Origin of the sequence: Streptomyces lusitanus (genome assembly GCF_042647945.1) — a bacterium.
Lineage (GTDB): Bacteria > Actinomycetota > Actinomycetes > Streptomycetales > Streptomycetaceae > Streptomyces > Streptomyces pseudogriseolus.
Map to the genome: position 1 here is coordinate 226487 of NZ_JBHRWL010000018.1, position 19345 is coordinate 245831.

Here is a 19345-nt window from a genome sequence, read left to right on the forward strand (position 1 = left end):
GCGCCGACGCACCCCCTGTATTGACTAGTCCTATTCAGAGCACGAGGATTTGAATATCCGCTATCCGACACGCGCAGACGACGCCGTCACCCTGGAGGCACCTCATGTCCGGACCCCGTCCCGTCCGAGCGCCGCGCGGCACGCGGCTGAGCGCCCTCGGATGGCAGCAGGAGGCCGCCCTGCGGATGCTCCAGAACAACCTCGACCCGGAGGTCGCCGAGCACCCCGACAAGCTCGTCGTCTACGGCGGCACCGGCAAGGCGGCCCGCGACTGGCGCTCCTTCGACGCCATGGTCCGCACCCTCCAGGGGCTCAAGCAGGACGAGACGATGCTCGTCCAGTCCGGCCGCCCCGTCGGCGTGATGCAGACCCACGAATGGGCGCCGCGCGTGCTCATCGCCAACTCGAACCTGGTCGGCGACTGGGCGAACTGGGAGGAGTTCCGCCGCCTGGAGGCCCTCGGTCTGACCATGTACGGGCAGATGACCGCCGGCTCCTGGATCTACATCGGCACCCAGGGCATCCTCCAGGGCACCTACGAGACCTTCGCCGCCGTCGCCGCCAAGCGCTTCGGCGGCTCCCTCGCCGGCACCATCACCCTCACCGCCGGACTCGGCGGCATGGGCGGCGCCCAGCCGCTCGCCGTCACCATGAACGACGGCGTGGTGATCTGCGTCGACTGCGACCCGCGCGCCATCGACCGCCGCATCGAGCACCGCTACCTCGACGTGAAGGCCGACAGCCTCGACCACGCGCTGCGGCTCGCCGTCGAGGCCCGCGACGCCCGCCGCCCGCTGTCCGTCGGCGTCCTCGGCAACGCGGCCGAGACCGTCCCGCAGCTCCTCGCCATGGGCGCCCCGATCGACATCGTCACCGACCAGACCTCCGCCCACGACCCGCTCGCCTACCTGCCCCTCGGCACCGCCTTCGAGGACATGGCCGACGCGGCCGCCAAGGACCCGGCCGGCTTCACCACGCGAGCCCGCGAGTCCATGGCCCGGCACGTCGAGGCGATGGTCGGCTTCCAGGACGCGGGCGCCGAGGTCTTCGACTACGGCAACTCCATCCGCGGCGAGGCCCAGCTCGCCGGGTACGAGCGGGCGTTCGCCTTCCCCGGCTTCGTCCCCGCCTACATCCGCCCGCTGTTCTGCGAGGGCAAGGGCCCCTTCCGCTGGGCCGCCCTCTCCGGCGACCCCGCCGACATCGCGCGGACCGACCGGGCGATCCTCGACCTCTTCCCGGAGAACGATTCCCTGGCCCGCTGGATCACGATGGCCGGCGAACGCGTCCACTTCCAGGGCCTGCCCGCCCGCATCTGCTGGCTCGGCTACGGCGAACGCGACAAGGCCGGCGAGCGCTTCAACGACATGGTCGCGAGCGGTGAGCTGTCCGCGCCGGTCGTCATCGGCCGCGACCACCTCGACTGCGGCTCCGTCGCCTCCCCCTACCGGGAGACCGAGGCGATGCTCGACGGGTCCGACGCCATCGCCGACTGGCCGCTGCTCAACGCCATGGTGAACGTCGCCTCCGGCGCCTCCTGGGTGTCCCTCCACCACGGCGGCGGCGTCGGCATGGGCCGCTCCCTGCACGCCGGTCAGGTCACCGTGGCCGACGGCACCCCGCTGGCCGGCGAGAAGATCCGCCGTGTGCTGACGAACGACCCGGGCATGGGCGTCATCCGGCATGTGGACGCCGGGTACGACATCGCGGAGTCGGTCGCGGACGCGAAGGGTGTGCGGGTGCCCATGCGTGAGGGTGACTCCGCGTGAAACAGGACGGGAACTCTCCGGTGGGGGCAGGCGGGTCGTCGCCGACTGCGGGCTCGGCTGTGCCCACCCGTTCCGCCCTACGGAACGACTGCCCACAGCCTGATTCGTTCCACGAGATGTGGCGGCAACTGCTGCCCGTCGGACGGAACTCCGGCACCGGCGGCTACCGCCGGTTCGCCTGGACCGGCGCCGACGCCGACTGCCGGGACTGGTTCCGCGAGCAGGCCCGCCGCCGCGGCCTCACCCACGAGGTGGACCGCAACGGCAACCAGTGGGCCTGGCTCGGCGACCCCGCCGACGGGGACGCCGTCGTCACCGGGTCGCACCTGGACTCCGTGCCCGACGGCGGCGCCTTCGACGGCCCCCTCGGCGTCGTCTCCGCCTTCGCCGCCCTCGACGAACTGCGCCGCCGGGGCGTCCGCCCTGCCAAGCCGCTCGGCATCGTCAATTTCGGCGACGAGGAGGGCGCCCGCTTCGGGCTCGCCTGCGTCGGCTCCCGGCTCACCGCGGGCGCGCTCACCGTCGACCAGGCCCACCGGCTCACCGACGCCGACGGCATCACCCTCCCGCAGGCCATGGAGGCCGCCGGGTACGACCCGGACGCCATCGGCCCCGACCCCGTACGCCTCGGCCGCATCGGCGCGTTCGTCGAACTGCACGTCGAGCAGGGCCGGGCGCTGGACCTCACCGGCGACCGGGTCGGCGTCGCGTCCGCGATCTGGCCGCACGGCCGCTGGCGGTTCGACTTCCGGGGCGAGGCCAACCACGCCGGCACCACCCGGCTCGCCGACCGGCACGACCCGATGCTGCCGTACGCCGAGACCGTCCTCGCCGCCCGCCGGGAGGCCGAACAGGCGGGCGCGGTCGCCACGTTCGGCAAGATGTCCGTCGAGCCCAACGGCGTCAACGCCGTGCCCTCCCTGGTGCGCGGCTGGCTCGACTCCCGCGCCGCCGACCAGGAGCGCCTGGACGCGGTGGTCGGCGGGGTGGAGCGGGCCGCCCGCGCCCACGCCGCCGCCCACGGCGTCCAGCTGGACGTGGAACGCGAGTCGTTCACCCCCGTCGTCGAGTTCGACCACGCCCTGCGCGACCGGCTCGCCCGCATCCTGGGCGAGGACGCCGGCACGAAGCCGCCCGTCCTCGGCACCGGCGCCGGACACGACGCCGGAATCCTCTCCGGACGCGTCCCGACCGCCATGCTGTTCGTACGCAACCCCACCGGCGTCTCGCACTCCCCGGCCGAGTTCGCCGCCGAGGACGACTGCGTGGCCGGGGTCCTCGCCCTCGCCGACGTACTGGAAGGACTGGCCGCCCCGTGACCGCCACCCCGCGGACGTACTGGCTGGAGCACGCCTGGCTCGGCACCCACGTCGAGCCGGGCGTCACCGTCGACGTCGCGGACGGGCGCGTCGCCGCCGTCCGCACCGGCACCCCCGCGCCCCCGCCCGGCGCCGAGATCCTGCGCGGACTGACCCTCCCCGGACTGGCCAACGCCCACAGCCACGCCTTCCACCGCGCCCTGCGCTCCACCGTCCAGGTCGGCTCCGGCACCTTCTGGACCTGGCGCGAGGTCATGTACGCCACCGCCGAGCGGCTCACCCCGGACAGCTACCACGCCCTCGCCCGCGCCGTGTACGCCGAGATGGCACTGGCCGGAATCACCGCCGTCGGCGAGTTCCACTACGTGCACCACGCGCCCGGCGGCACGCCCTACGCCGACCCCAACGCCATGGGGGAGGCGCTGCTCGCGGCCGCCGCCGAGGCCGGCATCCGCATCACCCTCCTCGACACCGCCTACCTGTCCTCCGGCTTCGGCCGGCCGCCCACCGCCCACCAGCTGCGCTTCTCCGACGGCGACGCGGACGCCTGGGCCGCACGCTCTTCACTTCTCAAGGACCGGGACCACGCGCGGATCGGCGCGGCCGTGCACTCCGTACGGGCCGTGCCCGCGGAGCAGCTGTCGACGGTGGCGCGCTGGGCGGAGGAGCGGCGGGCCCCGCTGCACGTGCACCTGTCGGAGCAGACCGCCGAGAACGACGCCTGCCGGGAAGCGCACGGCTGCACCCCGGCCCAGCTGCTCGCCCTGCACGGCGTGCTCGGCCCGCGCACCACAGGCGTGCACAACACCCACCTCACCGCCGAGGACATCGCCCTGATCGGCGGCAGCGGCACCGGCACCTGCATGTGCCCCACCACCGAACGGGACCTCGCGGACGGCATCGGCCCCGCCGTGGCCCTCCAGAACGAGGGCTCCCCGCTCTCCCTCGGCTCCGACAGCCACGCCGTGATCGACCTGTTCGAGGAGGCGCGCGCGATGGAGCTGGACGAGCGGCTGCGCACCCGCACCCGCGGTCACTGGACGGCCGCGGCCCTGCTGCGCGCGGCCACCGTCGACGGGCACGCGGCGCTCGGCTGGGACGACACCGGCGTCATCGAGACGGGGGCGCGCGCCGACCTCACCACCGTCGCGCTGGACTCGGTCAGGACAGCGGGGCCGCTGCCCCGGCTGGGCGCCGAGACGGCCGTATTCGCCGCGACGGCCGCCGATGTGCGGCACACGGTCGTGGCAGGCCGGCACGTGGTGCGCGACGGGGCGCACACGCTGGTCCCCGACGTGCCCGGAGCACTCGCGCAGGCCATCCGGGACTTGCGCGCCTGACGACCCATGAGCACGCGACCCATGAGGACACGATGAGCGCCACCGTCATCACGAACATCGCCACGCTGGTCACCAACGACCCCTCCCTCCGCGACTCGGACCCCCTCGGCCTGGTCCGGGACGCGGCCGTCGTCATCGAGGGCGACCGCGTCGTGTGGACCGGCGACTCAAGCAAAGCACCCGCCACTGACAACCGGGTCGACGCCGCGGGCCGCGCGGTCCTGCCGGGCTTCGTCGACTCCCACTCCCACCTGGTGTTCGCGGGCGACCGCACCGAGGAGTTCAACGCCCGCATGTCCGGCCGCCCGTACAGCGCCGGCGGCATCCGCACCACCGTCGCCGCGACCCGCGCCGCGAGCGAGGCCGAGCTGGAGGCCACCCTCACCCGCCATCTCGCTGAGGCGCTGCGCCAGGGCACCACGACCTTCGAGACCAAGTCCGGCTACGGGCTGACCGTCGAGGACGAGGAGCGCGCCCTGCGGCTGGCCGCCCGCCACACCGACGAGGTCACCTACCTCGGCGCGCACGTCGTCGCCCCCGAGTACGCCGACGACCCGGCCGGCTACGTCGCCCTGGTCACCGGCGCGATGCTGGACGCCTGCGCGCCGCACGCCCGTTGGATCGACGTGTTCTGCGAGAAGGGCGCCTTCGACGGCGACCAGGCCCGCGCGATCCTCACCGCGGGCAGGGCGAAGGGCCTGCACCCGCGGATCCACGCCAACCAGCTCTCGTACGGGCCCGGTGTGCGGCTGGCCGTCGAGCTGGACGCGGCCAGCGCCGACCACTGCACCCATCTCACCGACGCCGACGTGGACGCGCTGGCGAACTCCGCGACCGTCGCCACGCTGCTGCCCGGCGCGGAGTTCTCCACCCGGGCCGCCTGGCCGGACGCGCGGCGGCTGCTGGACGCGGGGGTGACCGTGGCGCTGTCCACCGACTGCAACCCCGGTTCGTCCTACACCTCGTCGGTGCCGTTCTGCGTCGCCCTCGCCGTGCGGGACATGGGGATGACGCCCGACGAGGCCGTCTGGGCGGCCACGGCGGGCGGCGCCGCCGCGCTGCGGCGCACCGACGTCGGCCGGCTCGTCCCGGGCGCGTACGCGGACCTGGTGCTGCTCGACGCCCCCAGCCATGTCCACCTGGCCTACCGGCCGGGCGTCCCGCTGGTCACGGGCGTGTGGCGCAGGGGCGTACGGGAGGTCTGAGAGGCCGCCGCCAAGGCCCCCGAAACCCCTGAAGGGCGGCCCGGAGGTCCGGGCCGCCCCCTGGAGGACGGACGTCACGCGGCGGGGATCACTCCTCGACCGTGAGGCCCTTGCGCAGCTTCACCAGCGTCCGGGACAGCAGACGGGAGACGTGCATCTGGGAGATGCCGAGCTCCTCGCCGATCTCCGACTGGGTCATGCCGGCGACGAACCGGAGCGAGAGGATTTTGCGGTCCCGCGACGGCAGTTCGGCGATCAGCGGCTTCAACGACTCGATGTACTCGATGCCCTCGATCCCGTTGTCCTCGTAGCCGATCCGGTCGGCCAGCGCGCCCTCGGCGTCGTCCTCCTCGGGCTGGGCGTCCAGGGAGGAGGCGGTGTAGGCGTTGGACGCGGCCATGCCCTCGACGACCTCGTCGGCGGTGATGCCCAGCCGGTCCGCCAGCTCGGCCACCGTCGGCGCGCGGTCGAGCTGCTGGGCCAGTTCGTCACCGGCCTTGGCCAGGTCCAGCCGCAGTTCCTGGAGGCGGCGCGGTACGCGCACGGACCACGAGGTGTCGCGGAAGAATCGCTTGATCTCGCCGATGATGGTCGGCATCGCGAAGGTGGGGAACTCCACACCCCGCGTGTGTTCGAAGCGGTCGATCGCCTTGATCAGGCCGATGGTGCCGACCTGGATGATGTCCTCCATGGGCTCGCTGCGCGAGCGGAACCGGGAGGCGGCGAACTTGACCAGGGCGAGGTTCAGTTCGACGAGCGTGTTGCGTACGTACGAGTACTCGTGACTGCCTTCGTCGAGCGACTCCAGGCGCTCGAACAGGGTCTTGGACAGGGCCCGGGCGTCGACCGGACCCACCTCGTCGTACGGGGGGATCTCCGGGAGTCCGGCGAGTAGACCGTCCGGGACGGCTCCGAGGCCGTCCTGCTCGATGGGATCCAGATGTTCCGGAGGGGGTGTCGACGTCGCTTCATGGGTAGGCGATGCGTCGAGCCGGGGTGACATGATGTCCTCCATCGTTCTCGGCATATGGCTGCCGAAGCCGATACGTGCACTGCGGTGTGCGGCGCCTCCAAAGCCGGCCGTGTCGGTTACGTGTCTTTACTAGCCCTACCGGCTGCTCGGAGCCTGCCGCAAGTGCGTTCTGTGCGGTTATGTCCGTTTGTGCGTGATTGTTAGAGTGTCGATGCGTGGCCGGAAGGCGTAATGTTCGAGAGCGTCAGGAACAGCCACGGCCTCGGGAGAGAGAGACGGCATGGACCGCGGGACGGTCGGCAGCGCACAGTCGGGCCGGCTTCTGGTCGAGGTGCGAGAAGAAGGCCCCAGCGCCGTCGTGACCCCGGCGGGTGAGTTGGACCACCACACCGCCGATCTGTTGCGGGAGCCCCTGGAGGACTGCCTCGCCAAGGGTTTCAAGCGGCTCGTCATCGACTGCTCCCGGCTGGAGTTCTGTGACTCCACGGGACTGAACGTACTGCTCGGCGCACGGCTGAAGGCCGAGGCGGGCGGAGGCGGCGTGGCCCTGGTGGGGATGCAGCCCGTCGTTGCCCGCGTGTTCGAAATCACGGGGGCGGACGCGGTGTTCGCCGTCCACGACACGCTCGAGGCGGCCCTGGCCGACGATTCGGCGTGACGCGGGGCGTCGGGCCCGGCGGGGTGCTCGTGTCGCACCCGTCGGCGGCGGGGGTCCGCGCGCGGGTCTTTTCGTGCGAACACGGGGGTGTTCCGTCCGACGGCTCGGGCAGGAGACACCCTGTACGTCCCGGACGCGGTGGTCGGGAGGGTGCCGAGAACCATTCGGGCCGTCCGCGCGTGACTGACCGAGTACGGAAGATTTTGCATTCTGAACTGGTGACACGGTGAGGTGAAGCGCTGATGAGCACCACCCGGCCCTATTCGCCGGGCGACCGCGGTCCGGAGCCCAGCGGCGCTTCCGGGACCCCCGGGGGCGCTGCACCGGCCGCAGGCGCCCCGGAGGGCGCCGTGGCCGCGCCGTCCGCCGCCCCGGCGTCCCTGCCCGGGTCCTCCGGCGGCGCGCAGGTGCGCCGGCTGAGCTTCGAGGACCAGAGCGGGGTCGTGCCGATGGCACGCGACTTCACGCGCCAGGCGCTGTACGACTGGGGCTGGCTGCCGGCCGCCACCGCGGACCGGCGGGCCGCCGCCGAGGACGTCCTGCTCGTCGTGTCCGAGCTGGTCACCAACGCGTGCCTGCACGCGGAGGGGCCGGACCTGCTCACCATCACCTGCGACCGCAAGGTGATCCGCCTCGAGGTCACCGACCGGGGCACCGGCCAGCCGTCGCCCCGCACCCCCCACCGCGCGGGCCGCCCGGGGGGCCACGGCATGTTCATCGTCCAGCGCCTGTGCCTGGACTGGGGCGTGCTCCGTACGCCCGACGTGGCGGGCAAGACGGTCTGGGCCGAACTCGGCACCCCGTCTTAACGCCGGGTCACTTCCCGGCACCCGGTACGGCCCGGGCGCCACCTCCGGGCTCCCGTCGCCCGCCGGGTGCGGGTCGTGTTGGGCTGGGCGCGCAGTTCCCCGCGCCCCTGAGGGACGCCGCCGCCTGCGGGACCCGCCCCCCCACGGCCACCGGGGTGCCACGAGCTGTCGCACGCCGGGTGCGGGACCTCCGTGGCTGGGCGCGCAGTTCCCCGCGCCCCTGAGGGACGCCGAGCTGCGGGCAGTCGTGCCGCTGGGGCGATGGGGGTGCCTCCCGCTCGAGCGAAGCCGAGAGTGGGGGAGGGTGGGCGCAGCGGCACCCCGTCAGCGCCGGGCTGCGTGACCCCGCCCCCCACGGCCACCGGGGTGCTACGAGCTGTCGCACGCAGGGTGCGGGACCTCCGTGGCTGATCGCGCAGCTCCCCGCGCCCCTTCAGGCGTCTTCATGAGCTCCGTGCCGAGAACGTCCGAAGGGCCCCCAGCCGTAGTGGCTGGGGGCCCTTCGGACGTGCGTGGGGTCAGGTCCGGGTCAGCGGACGTCTCCCATCAGGGACTTCACCTTGTTGCGGTACATCCAGATCGCGAAGCCCGCCACGACAGCGAGGGTCGCTTCCAGGGCGACGATGCCCGTCTTGTTGAGGTCGACGCCGGCGATGGACAGCAGGCCCGTCGTGGCGTCGCCGGCGGTGACGGCGAGGAACCAGACGCCCATCATCTGCGAGGCGTACTTCGCGGGGGCCATCTTCGTGGTGACCGACAGGCCGACCGGGGAGAGCAGCAGCTCGCCGACGGTCTGCGTGAAGTAGATCGCCACCAGCCACAGCGCCGCCGCCTTGTGACCGCCCTCGGCGATCGACAGCGGGGCCAGGAAGAGGAAGAAGGACACGCCGACCAGCGTCAGACCGGACGCGAACTTCACGATCGTGCTCGGCTCCTTGCCGCGCCGGTTCAGCGCGAGCCAGATCCAGGCGAAGACCGGGGCCAGCGCCATGATCAGCACCGGGTTGACCGACTGGTACCAGGAGACCGGGAAGTCCCAGCCGAGCACGCTGTTCTCGGCCGACGAGTCGGCGAAGATCGACAGCGTCGAGCCGCCCTGGTCGTAGATCATCCAGAAGATCGCCGCGGCGACGAAGAACCAGATGTACGCGGACATCTTCGACTGCTCGGCGCGGTCGAGGTCCTTGTCGCGCTTGATGCGCGCCAGCACCATCACGGGGATGATCACGCCGAGCAGGGTCAGCGGGACCAGGATCCAGTTCAGGGTGTAGTGGCCGGAGAAGCCGACGATCGCGTACGCCACGACGGCGATGCCCGCCCACAGCGCGGCCTTGCGCAGCGTGGAGGCCTTCTCCTCGGCCGACAGCGGCTTCGGGACGACGCTGGACCGCGCGTCCAGGTGGCGGCTGCCCAGCAGGAACTGCGTGACGCCCAGACCCATGCCGAGCGCGGCCAGCGCGAAGCCCAGGTGCCAGTTGACGTTCTCACCGATGGTGCCGATGATCAGCGGCGCCGCGAAGGCACCGAGGTTGATGCCCATGTAGAAGACGGTGAAGCCGCCGTCCCGGCGCGGGTCGTCCGGGCCCTGGTAGAGCTGGCCGACCATCGTGGAGATGTTGGCCTTCAGCAGACCGGAGCCGATCGCGACGAGGCCGAGGCCGCCGTAGAAGGTGCCCGAGTAGGGCAGGGCCAGCGTCAGGTGGCCCAGCATGATGACGCCGCCGGCGACGGCGACGGTCTTGCGGGGGCCCCAGACCCGGTCGCCGAACCAGCCGCCGGGCATGGCGAGCAGGTACACCAGCGACAGGTACACCGAGTAGATGGCGGTGGCGGTGCCGGCGCTCAGACCGAGACCGCCCGGCGCGACGAGGTACAGCGGGAGCAGAGCCCTCATGCCGTAGTAGGAGAAACGCTCCCACATCTCGGTCATGAAGAGTGTGGCCAGTCCGCGGGGGTGGCCGAAGAAGGTCTTCTCGGACCCGGGGGTGCCCGGGGTGACCGAGTCCTTCGTCAGGCTGGACGCCATGGTCGTTCCTTGCTGTCGGGACGCGTCGCGCCTCACGGGTACGCGCCCGGTGGGGGGCTGGCCGGCACCGGCTGGCCGCACCGTCCGCCCCACGCCCGGGGGGATGCCGCCCGGATCACTGATCACGGAGCGGCGGACGGCGACCACCGGGATCCACGCCCCCGCCGCGCGTCGACGCGCGGCGAGGGCCCGGCCACAGGTCATTCCTTCAGGGACCGGCAGCGTGTGCCGGCCCGCACACGAAAGAGACCCTCAGCGTCAAGTGCCGCCGAAGGTCCCCGTGGTGCAACAGGCGTTGGTTCACCATACGGCAGGACACTGCCGGATATGGAAGGACTTGAGACGCGAATCACAGGTTTCGAAGGAACCTTGATCGCGTATTCGAAGGTCCGCCCAGCATCGCACCTCGCACCTACAGGTCCGTACCGCGGGGTCGGGCGGTGAGAATCCGGTGAGACGACGGTGAGAACCGAGCCCGGCGATCACACCCCTGCGGCTCGGGCCACGGGACTACCATCATCGGCATGACCCGTGTACTGCTCGCCGAGGACGACGCGTCCATCTCGGAGCCGCTGGCCCGCGCCCTGCGCCGGGAGGGCTACGAAGTCGAGGTGCGTGAGGACGGACCCGCCGCTCTGGACGCCGGAATGCAGGGCGGCGTCGACCTGGTCGTGCTGGACCTCGGACTGCCGGGCATGGACGGCCTGGAGGTCGCCCGCCGGCTCCGCGCCGAGGGGCACACGGTCCCCCTGCTGATCCTCACCGCGCGCGCCGACGAGGTGGACACCGTCGTCGGCCTGGACGCGGGCGCCGACGACTACGTCACCAAGCCGTTCCGCCTCGCCGAGCTGCTGGCCAGGGTCCGGGCCCTGCTGCGGCGCGGCGCCGCCGAGCCGCAGCAGCCGCCCGCCACCCACGGCGTGCGCATCGACGTCGAGTCGCACCGCGCCTGGATGGGCGACGAGGAGCTCCAGCTCACCGCCAAGGAGTTCGACCTGCTGCGGGTGCTGGTGCGCGACGCGGGCCGCGTGGTCACCCGCGACCAGCTGATGCGCGAGGTCTGGGACACCACCTGGTGGTCCTCCACCAAGACCCTCGACATGCACATCTCCTGGCTGCGCAAGAAGCTCGGCGACGACGCGGCCAACCCCCGTTACATCGCCACCGTGCGCGGCGTGGGTTTCCGTTTCGAGAAGAGCTGAACCCCGCCGGGGTTCCGCCGCCGGGTAAGAGAACATGCGCCGCCGTCTGATCCAGTCCACGCTCGCCGTGGTCCTCGTCGTGATCGCCGTCTTCGGGGTCTCCCTGGTGATCGTCGAGACCCGCACCATCACCGAGACCGCCAAGGAGCGCGTGGAGTCCGAGGCGGTGCGGCTGGCCAGCATCGTCGACAGCCGCCTGCTCGTGGAGGACAAGGTCACCGCCGAGATCATCGGCGACCAGATGCCCGACGACCGGTACGCCGTCGTCCGGATCCCCGGCAAGCCGCCCATCGAGGTCGGCTCCCGGCCGGACGGCGACGTCATCAGCGCCACGGCGCCCGGCGAGGAGGGCGAGACGGTCACCGTCCAGGAGCCGCAGTCCTCGGTGACCCGGGAGGTCGCCCGCACCCTGCTGATCATCGGGTTCGTGGCGCTGCTCGCGGTGATCGCGGCGGTGCTGCTGGCGATCCGGCAGGCCAACCGGCTCGCCTCCCCGCTGACCGATCTGGCCGAGACCGCCGAGCGCCTCGGCTCCGGCGACCCGCGCCCCCGCCACCGCCGCTACGGCGTGCCCGAGCTGGACCGGGTCGCCGACGTGCTGGACTCCTCCGCCGAGCGCATCGCCCGCATGCTGACCGCCGAGCGCCGGCTCGCCGCCGACGCCTCCCACCAGCTGCGCACCCCGCTCACCGCGCTGTCCATGCGGCTGGAGGAGATCACCGTCACCGACGACCCGGACACGGTGAAGGAGGAGGCGACGATCGCGCTCGCGCAGGTGGAGCGGCTGACGGACGTGGTGGAGCGGCTGCTGACCAACTCCCGGGACCCGCGCACCGGCTCCGCCGTCACCTTCGACCTCGACGAGGTGATCACGCAGCAGCTCGCCGAGTGGCGCCCCGCCTACCGCAGCGCCGGCCGCGCCATCGTGACCTCCGGCAAGCGGTGCCTGCGGGCCGTGGGCACCCCGGGCGCGGTCGCCCAGGTGCTGGCCGCGCTGATCGAGAACTCGTTGATGCACGGCGGCGGCACGGTCGCCCTGCGCACCCGGGTCACCGGCAACCAGGTCGTCGTGGAGGTCACCGACGAGGGTCCGGGCGTGCCCGCCGAGCTGGGGTCGCGGATCTTCGAGCGGGCGATCAGCGGCCGCAACTCCACCGGGATCGGGCTCGCGGTCGCCCGGGACCTGGCGGAGGCGGACGGCGGCCGTCTGGAGATGCTCCAGGCCAAGCCGCCGGTGTTCGGACTCTTCCTGTCCCGCACGCCCCCGCGGAAGGACCCCGACGAGGAGACCCGCCCGACGGTCCGCTGAGCGGGCTCATCGACCGGGCTCGTAGGCCGGGCTCATCGACCGGGCTCCTCGAGGCGCGGCTACGGGACGCGCTGCCGGGTCCGCTCCCCGGCGGCCGGGGTCCCGCCCGCCACGGGCTCCTCCCGCACCGGCAGGGCGCGGAACACCCATGTGCGGTAGGACCAGAAGCGGAACAGCGTCGCGATGCCGATGCCGAGGAACTTGAAGATGTTGCTCTGCAGCGGGCTGTCCCAGCCGAAGCCGTACGTCGCCGTGTAGAGCACGCCGTTCTCGATCACCAGGCCGATGGCGCTGAACAGCAGGAACAGCGACATCTCACGGGTGCGCCCGGACTTGTCGCGGTCCCGGTAGGTGAAGTACCGGAAGCCGACGTAGTTGAAGACGATCGCGACCACGGTGGCGATGACGCTCGCGCGCACCACCTGGAGGTCGGTCGCCTGGCGGACCAGGTTGAACACGCCGAGGTTGACCAGAACCCCGGCTCCGCCCACCGCGCCGAACTTGGCCGCTTCGCCGAAGAGCCGTCGAAGCCCCGAGGAACCTTGTTCCATCGCCCACAGGCTCCCGTCGGTCGAGTGCGTCAACTCCGCCATGCTAACCACCCGCACGCGCGATCTTCCTGCGGACGCCGTGTCACACCCGTACCAGCTGCCCCTTCCGTCCCGTGCGAGGGCGGGAATCGGCCACCCTGGCGTGGGCGGATACCCTGGGGGCGTGACGTTCCCGGTAGTCGGCATGGTCGGCGGCGGTCAGCTCGCTCGTATGACACACGAGGCGGGCATCCCGCTCGGCATCAGGTTCAAGCTCCTCAGTGACACCCCGCAGGATTCCGCGGCCCAGGTGGTGAGTGACGTCGTCGTCGGCGACTACCGCGACCTGGACACCCTGCGCGACTTCGCGCGCGGCTGCGACGTGATCACCTTCGACCACGAGCACGTGCCCACCGAGCACCTGCGGGCCCTGGAGGCCGACGGCGTTCCCGTCCGTCCCGGCCCCGAGGCGCTGGTGCACGCCCAGGACAAGGGCGTGATGCGCGCGAAGCTCGACGCGATCGGCGTGCCCTGCCCGCGGCACCGCATCGTGTCAGGCCCCGAGGACGTGGCCGCGTTCGCGGCGGAGGGCGAGGGCTTCCCCGTCGTCCTCAAGACCGTCCGCGGCGGTTACGACGGCAAGGGCGTGTGGGTCGTCTCCTCCGCCGAGGAGGCCGCCGAGCCGTTCAAGGCCGGGGTGCCCGTGCTCGCCGAGGAGAAGGTCGACTTCGTGCGGGAGCTGGCCGCCAACGTGGTGCGCTCCCCGCACGGCCAGGCCGTCGCCTACCCGGTCGTGGAGTCGCGGCAGGTCGACGGCGTCTGCGACACCGTGATCGCGCCCGCGCCCGACCTCGACCGGGATCTCGCGCTCAGGGCGGAGGAGATGGCGCTGACCATCGCCAAGGAGCTCGGCGTCGTCGGCCATCTCGCGGTGGAGCTGTTCCAGACCCGCGACGGCCGCATCCTCGTCAACGAGCTCGCGATGCGCCCGCACAACTCCGGCCACTGGAGCCAGGACGGCGCGATCACCTCGCAGTTCGCCAACCACGTCCGCGCCGTCCTCGACCTCCCGCTCGGCGACCCGCGCCCGCGCGCGACATGGACGGTCATGGTCAACGTCCTGGGCGGCGACTACCCGGACATGTACTCCGCGTACCTGCACTGCATGGCGCGCGACCCCCAGCTGAAGATCCACATGTACGGCAAGGACGTGAAGCCCGGCCGCAAGGTCGGCCACGTGAACACCTACGGCGACGACCTGGACGACGTGCTGGAACGCGCCCGTCACGCAGCCGGCTACCTGAGAGGCACGATCACCGAATGAGCCCAGTCGTTGGCATCGTCATGGGGTCGGACTCCGACTGGCCCGTCATGGAGGCGGCGGCCAAGGCCCTCGACGAGTTCGAGATCGCCTACGAGGTCGACGTCGTCTCCGCGCACCGCATGCCCCGCGAGATGATCACGTACGGCGAGCAGGCCGCGGACCGCGGGCTCAAGGCGATCATCGCGGGCGCGGGCGGCGCCGCCCATCTGCCCGGCATGCTCGCCTCGGTGACCCCGCTGCCCGTGATCGGCGTGCCCGTGCCGCTGAAGTACCTCGACGGCATGGACTCGCTGCTGTCCATCGTGCAGATGCCGGCCGGCGTGCCGGTCGCCACCGTCTCCGTCGCCGGCGCGCGCAACGCGGGCCTCCTCGCGGCCCGTATCCTCGCCGCCCACGACGAGGAACTGCTCGGCCGCATGCGGGAGTTCCAGCAGGAGCTGAACGACCAGGCCACCGAGAAGGGCAAGCGGCTGCGCGCCAAGGCCGAGGGCTCCGCCGCCGGTTTCGGCTTCGGGAAGTGACGCGGGTGACCTCCCTGGACCAGGCCCGGGAACTGCTGCGCGAGTTCCCCGTCGTCGACGGGCACAACGATCTGCCGTGGGCGCTGCGCGAACAGGTCTCCTACGACCTCGACGCCCGTGACGTCGCCGTCGACCAGTCCGCCCATCTGCACACCGACATCCCCCGGCTGCGCGCCGGGGGCGTCGGCGCGCAGTTCTGGTCGGTGTACGTGCGCGCCGACGCCCCCGACCCGGTGCCGGCCACGCTCGAACAGATCGACTGCGTACGGCAGTTGCTGGACCGGTATCCGGCCGACCTGGCGCCCGCGCTGACCGCCGCCGACATGGAGGCCGCGCGCCGTGAGGGCCGTATCGCCTCCCTCATGGGCGCGGAGGGCGGCCACTCCATCGCCAACTCCCTCGGTACGCTGCGGGGGTTGTACGACCTCGGGGTGCGCTACCTGACGCTCACCCACAACTTCAACGTGGCGTGGGCGGATTCGGCGACCGACGAGCCGGGCGTGGGCGGACTGTCGGAGTTCGGCCGCGAGGTGGTGCGGGAGATGAACCGGCTCGGCATGCTGGTCGACCTCTCCCACGTCGCCGCCACGACCATGCGGGACGCGCTGGACACCAGCACGGCGCCGGTGATCTTCTCCCACTCCTCCGCCCGCGCGGTCTGCGACCACCCGCGCAACATCCCCGACGACGTGCTGGAGCGGCTGCCCGCCAACGGGGGCGTCGCGATGGTGACGTTCGTGCCGAAGTTCGTGCTCCAGGCCGCCGTCGACTGGACGGCGGCCGCCGACGAGAACCTGCGCGCCCACGGCTTCCACCACCTCGACACCAGCCCCGAGGCGATGAAGCTGCACCGCGCCTTCGAGGAGAGCCGCCCGCGGCCCGTCGCCACGGTGGCCACTGTCGCCGACCACCTCGACCACATGCGCGAGGTCGCCGGCGTCGACCACCTCGGCATCGGCGGCGACTACGACGGCACGGCCTTCACCCCCGACGGCCTGGACGACGTCTCCGGCTACCCCCGGCTGATCGCCGAGCTGCTGGACCGCGGCTGGTCCCGCGCCGACCTGGCGAAGCTGACCTGGCAGAACGCGGTCCGGGTGCTCGGCGCCGCCGAGGACGTGGCCCGCGACCTGCGCGCCACGCGCGCGCCGTCCAACGCCACCCTCGAGGCGCTGGACGGCTGACCGGCGGACGCGGCGTGGGATCCAAGGCCCTCCTCGGTCTTACCCCGAACGCCGCGTTCACCAGGAAGCGTGCGGGTGCTCCGTGCGACCGTGACCGTACCGCCCGAGGTCACGACGTACGGAGCCCCGTTATGGCCGATCTCCAGGACGACCTGCACACCGCCGCCGAGGTCGGCCGCGCCGACGCGCCGTACCCGCAGGAGGCGGTGGTCGTCGGGCCGGAGGAGTACCGGCCCGTGTCCGACCCGGACGACGCCCCTCTCGACCGCGCGGCGGCCGTCCTCGCCGCCCACCCCGTCTGCGACGGCTACAGCGGCCTGCCGTGGACACTGCGCGGACTGCCCTGGTACGACCTCGACCTGGGGGAGAGCGCCGTCGACGCGGACCTGCCGCGGCTGCGGAAGGGGCAGGTCGGCGCGGTGTTCTGGTCGCTGCACCTGCCCGAGGGACACGACGGCGACCGGGCGCTCACCGCGACCCTGGAGCAGCTCGACCTGGCGCAGGGGGTCGTCGCCGCCCACGACGCGGGACTGCGGCCCGCCCGCACCGCCGGGGAGGTCGTCGACGCCCGCAACTGCGGGCGGATCGCCGTACTGTTCGGCCCGGCCGGCGCGCCCGCCCTCGGCGACTCCCTGAGCGTCCTGCGCTCCCTGCACGCCCTCGGCGTACGGGTGCTCACCCTCACCGGGACCTCCTGGGCGGGCCCCGCCGGGCTCACCCGCTTCGGCGAGGAGGTCGTGCGCGAGATGAACCGGCTCGGCATGGTCGCCGACCTCTCCCACGCGTCCGCCCCGACGATCCGCCGGACGCTCGTGGTGTCCAAGGCGCCGGTGCTGTTCAGCCGGTCCGGCGCGTACGACCTGCGGCCGCACCCGGCCAACCTGCCCGACGACCTGCTCGCCGCGGTGGGGGAGGCGAAGGGGCTGTGCCTGGTGCCGCTGACCGCCGAACAGGCCGGACCGACGGTCCGCGACGTCGCCGACCACCTCGACCACGTCCGCACCCTCGCCGGGCCGGACTGCGTGGGCCTGTCCGGCACGTACGACACGGGGGGCGCGCACCCCCAGGATCTGCGCGACCCGTCCTGCTACCCCCGCCTGATCGCCGAACTCCTCCGGCGCGGCTGGGACGAGTCCGACGTCGCCCTCCTGACCTGGGGCAACATCCAACGCGTCCTGCGAGCGACAGCCTTCACGGCCCACACGGCCCAACAACGCCGCAAGCCGTCGACGGCGACGATCACCACCCTCGACGGCTGAGGCGCCCCTCAGGGGCGCGGGGAACTGCGCGCCCAGCCACGGAGCTCCCGCACCCGGCGTCGCACGGGTGCCGCTGCGCCCACCTGCGCCGCCCCAGCGGCACGACTGCCCGCAGCTGAGGCGCCCCTCAGGGGCGCGGGGAACTGCGCGCCCAGCCACGAAGATCCCGCACCCGGCGTGCGACAGCCCGTGGCACCCCGGTGGCCGTGGGGGTGGGTCACGCAGCCCGGCGCTTGCGGGGTGCCGCCTGCGCCCACCCGTGCCGCCCCATGCGGCACGACTGCCCGCAGTCGGCAGGGGCGCGGGGTACTGCGCGATCAGCCACGGAGGTCCCGCACCCGGCGTGCGACAGCCCGTGGCACCCCGGTGGCCGTGGGGGTGGGTCACGCAGCCCGGCGCTTACGGGTTGCCGCCTGCGCCCACCCGTGCCGCCCCAAGCGGCACGACTGCCCGCAGTCGGCAGGGGCGCGGGGAACTGCGCGGACCGGGCGTCGCCTACGGCTGTTCGATCCGGCACAGGCAGAACGGGTGGCCCGCCGGATCGGCGTAGACGCGGAAGTCCTTCGACCTGTCGTCCTCGCGGTCCAGGACCCGGGCCCCTAGCGCCAGCACCTTCGCCTCCGCCGCGTCGACGTCCTCCCACGTGCCGCCCGCGTCGAAGTCGAGGTGGAACTGCTGGGAGTCGTGGTCGGCGCTCGGCCAGGCCGGCGGGGCGAAGCCCGGGGCGCGCTGGAAGGCGAGGCGGGGGCCGGACGGGACCTGGAGGACCACCCAGTCGTCGTCCTGGGCCTCGGGCGTGCCGCCGGCCACGGCCGCGTAGAAGACGGCCAGCTCACTCGGGTCGGGGCAGTCCAGGACGACGCTGCGCAGTCGTGCCACGGGGGCCATCGGTTCCTCCATGTCTCAGCAGGCGCACAGGCAGAACGGGTGCCCGGCCGGGTCCGCGTAAACCCGGAAGCTGCGCGAGCGGTCCTCCGTGTCCAGCGGCTTCGCGCCCAGCGCCAGGACCTCCTTCTCGGCCGCGTCCAGGTCCTCGACGGTCAGGTCGAGATGGAACTGCTGGGAGTGGTCGGCCGCCGGCCACTCCGGCGGGACATGACCCTCGGCCCGCTGGAAGGCCAGCGTCGGCCCGCCCGGCACCGCCAGGTCCACCCAGTCGCCCTCGCCCTCCGGCGTGCCGCCCACGACACCGGCGTAGAAACCGGCCAGCGCGTGCGGGTCCGGACAGTCCAGGACGACGGCGCCCACCTTCGCTACGGACATGACTGCCTCCTCGTGTTACCGCTTGAAGCGGTCTACAGGTAACCGTTACCGCATGCTGCCGCAGAGCCGGTAACCTCGCAAGGAGATTCACGGAAGGTACCGTCGCGTCATGAGCGAGAGAGCGGCCCCGCCGGGACGGCTGACCCTGGTCCAGGCGTTGGTCAACACGGTGGACCTCGCCGCCGGCGCCGACGAACTGGACACGCCGGAGGGCCGCGCGCCCTTCGGGCTCACCGAGGACACCGTCGACGACGCCCGCGAGCTGCGCGAGTCGCTGCGGGCCACCCTGCTCGCGCACGCGGGCCACCCCGCCCACCGTCCGGTCGTCCCGCTCGGCGAGCTGCTCGCCCGCGCGCCCCTGGTGGTCACGGTCGACCCCGCCGACGGCTCCGCCGCCCTCGCACCGGTCGACGAGGGGCCCCTGCTCTCCCGGGTCGCCGCCGCCGTCGCCGAGGCGCTCACGGCCGGCACCTGGCAGCGCCTCAAGGCCTGCGAGTCCCCCGACTGCCACTGGGCCTACTACGACCGCAGCCCCGGCGGACGCGGCCGCTGGTGCTCCATGCAGGTGTGCGGGGCCCGCGCGAAGATGCGCCGGTACCGGGCGAAGCGGGGGTAGTCACGGCACGCCCGCGCCGGTTGGGGCAGAATGCGACA

At 72.7% G+C, this 19345-nt stretch carries 18 protein-coding genes; 13 read left to right on the forward strand and 5 right to left on the reverse strand.

Features of this window, described 5'->3' with window-relative positions:
• Positions 1 to 104 precede the first annotated feature (104 nt).
• The 4 genes from hutU (at position 105) to hutI (ending at position 5633) form a co-directional block, all read left to right on the forward strand.
• Positions 105 to 1769, forward strand: a complete 1665-nt coding sequence (gene hutU, locus ACFOSY_RS25200) for a urocanate hydratase (RefSeq protein WP_394310804.1) — start codon at positions 105 to 107, stop codon at positions 1767 to 1769.
• Positions 1770 to 1885: 116 nt separating this feature from the next.
• Positions 1886 to 3088, forward strand: a complete 1203-nt coding sequence (locus tag ACFOSY_RS25205) for an allantoate amidohydrolase (RefSeq protein ID WP_394310806.1) — start codon at positions 1886 to 1888, stop codon at positions 3086 to 3088.
• Positions 3085 to 4428 (forward strand): formimidoylglutamate deiminase, encoded by a 1344-nt coding sequence (locus ACFOSY_RS25210; protein WP_394310808.1) that lies wholly within the window; start codon positions 3085 to 3087, stop codon positions 4426 to 4428. Before ACFOSY_RS25205 ends, ACFOSY_RS25210 begins: the two co-directional genes overlap by 4 nt.
• 32 nt (positions 4429 to 4460) lie before the next feature.
• Positions 4461 to 5633 (forward strand): imidazolonepropionase, encoded by a 1173-nt coding sequence (gene hutI / locus ACFOSY_RS25215; RefSeq protein WP_394310810.1) that lies wholly within the window; start codon positions 4461 to 4463, stop codon positions 5631 to 5633.
• Between the two features lie 88 nt (positions 5634 to 5721).
• Here hutI and ACFOSY_RS25220 read toward each other — a convergent pair whose 3' ends face one another.
• On the reverse strand, positions 5722 to 6636 hold the full coding sequence (locus tag ACFOSY_RS25220; RefSeq protein WP_394310912.1) for an RNA polymerase sigma factor SigF: 915 nt from the start codon (positions 6634 to 6636) through the stop codon (positions 5722 to 5724).
• 250 nt (positions 6637 to 6886) lie between these two features.
• Here ACFOSY_RS25220 and ACFOSY_RS25225 point away from each other — a divergent pair, with 250 nt between their 5' ends.
• Complete coding sequence (locus ACFOSY_RS25225) at positions 6887 to 7264, forward strand: STAS domain-containing protein (protein WP_019522686.1); 378 nt, start codon at positions 6887 to 6889, stop codon at positions 7262 to 7264.
• A gap of 242 nt (positions 7265 to 7506) precedes the next feature.
• Entirely contained in the window at positions 7507 to 8073 is a 567-nt protein-coding gene (locus tag ACFOSY_RS25230; RefSeq protein ID WP_394310813.1) for an ATP-binding protein, read from the forward strand.
• Between the two features lie 529 nt (positions 8074 to 8602).
• On the opposite strand, the gene ACFOSY_RS25235 is transcribed toward ACFOSY_RS25230, so the two are convergent.
• Entirely contained in the window at positions 8603 to 10099 is a 1497-nt protein-coding gene (locus ACFOSY_RS25235; RefSeq protein WP_394310816.1) for an oligopeptide:H+ symporter, read from the reverse strand.
• Between the two features lie 524 nt (positions 10100 to 10623).
• On the opposite strand from ACFOSY_RS25235, the gene ACFOSY_RS25240 reads away from it, so the two are divergent.
• Together ACFOSY_RS25240 and ACFOSY_RS25245 are read left to right on the forward strand one after the other, a co-directional pair.
• Positions 10624 to 11301 (forward strand): response regulator transcription factor, encoded by a 678-nt coding sequence (locus ACFOSY_RS25240; protein WP_031022041.1) that lies wholly within the window; start codon positions 10624 to 10626, stop codon positions 11299 to 11301.
• A 34-nt stretch (positions 11302 to 11335) separates the two neighbouring features.
• Positions 11336 to 12610, forward strand: a complete 1275-nt coding sequence (locus tag ACFOSY_RS25245; RefSeq protein ID WP_394310818.1) for an ATP-binding protein — start codon at positions 11336 to 11338, stop codon at positions 12608 to 12610.
• A 59-nt stretch (positions 12611 to 12669) separates the two neighbouring features.
• Here the strand turns inward: ACFOSY_RS25245 and ACFOSY_RS25250 are convergent, their stop codons facing one another.
• The gene (locus ACFOSY_RS25250; protein WP_394310913.1) at positions 12670 to 13161 is read right to left on the reverse strand and encodes a GtrA family protein; all 492 of its coding nucleotides are present in this window, start codon (positions 13159 to 13161) and stop codon (positions 12670 to 12672) included.
• A gap of 163 nt (positions 13162 to 13324) precedes the next feature.
• On the opposite strand from ACFOSY_RS25250, the gene ACFOSY_RS25255 reads away from it, so the two are divergent.
• The 4 genes from ACFOSY_RS25255 (at position 13325) to ACFOSY_RS25270 (ending at position 17428) form a co-directional block, all read left to right on the forward strand.
• A complete protein-coding gene (locus ACFOSY_RS25255; RefSeq protein WP_394310820.1) occupies positions 13325 to 14464 on the forward strand; it encodes a 5-(carboxyamino)imidazole ribonucleotide synthase in 1140 nt (379 codons plus the stop codon).
• Entirely contained in the window at positions 14461 to 14985 is a 525-nt protein-coding gene (gene purE, locus ACFOSY_RS25260) for a 5-(carboxyamino)imidazole ribonucleotide mutase (protein WP_394310822.1), read from the forward strand. The genes ACFOSY_RS25255 and purE overlap by 4 nt, the downstream gene beginning before the upstream one ends.
• Positions 14986 to 14990: 5 nt before the next feature.
• Complete coding sequence (locus ACFOSY_RS25265) at positions 14991 to 16169, forward strand: dipeptidase (protein ID WP_394310914.1); 1179 nt, start codon at positions 14991 to 14993, stop codon at positions 16167 to 16169.
• Positions 16170 to 16300: 131 nt separating this feature from the next.
• Positions 16301 to 17428 carry a dipeptidase gene (locus tag ACFOSY_RS25270; RefSeq protein WP_394310824.1) on the forward strand — a complete coding sequence of 376 codons (1128 nt, stop codon included), beginning with the start codon at positions 16301 to 16303 and terminating at the stop codon, positions 17426 to 17428.
• 495 nt (positions 17429 to 17923) lie between these two features.
• Here ACFOSY_RS25270 and ACFOSY_RS25275 read toward each other — a convergent pair whose 3' ends face one another.
• Both ACFOSY_RS25275 and ACFOSY_RS25280 read right to left on the reverse strand, forming a co-directional pair.
• Positions 17924 to 18316 (reverse strand): VOC family protein, encoded by a 393-nt coding sequence (locus ACFOSY_RS25275; RefSeq protein WP_394310826.1) that lies wholly within the window; start codon positions 18314 to 18316, stop codon positions 17924 to 17926.
• Between the two features lie 15 nt (positions 18317 to 18331).
• Positions 18332 to 18691 carry a VOC family protein gene (locus ACFOSY_RS25280; RefSeq protein WP_394310829.1) on the reverse strand — a complete coding sequence of 120 codons (360 nt, stop codon included), beginning with the start codon at positions 18689 to 18691 and terminating at the stop codon, positions 18332 to 18334.
• A gap of 109 nt (positions 18692 to 18800) precedes the next feature.
• Between ACFOSY_RS25280 and ACFOSY_RS25285 the strand changes: the two genes are divergently transcribed.
• Complete coding sequence (locus ACFOSY_RS25285; protein ID WP_394310831.1) at positions 18801 to 19307, forward strand: CGNR zinc finger domain-containing protein; 507 nt, start codon at positions 18801 to 18803, stop codon at positions 19305 to 19307.
• Positions 19308 to 19345: the final 38 nt, after the last annotated feature.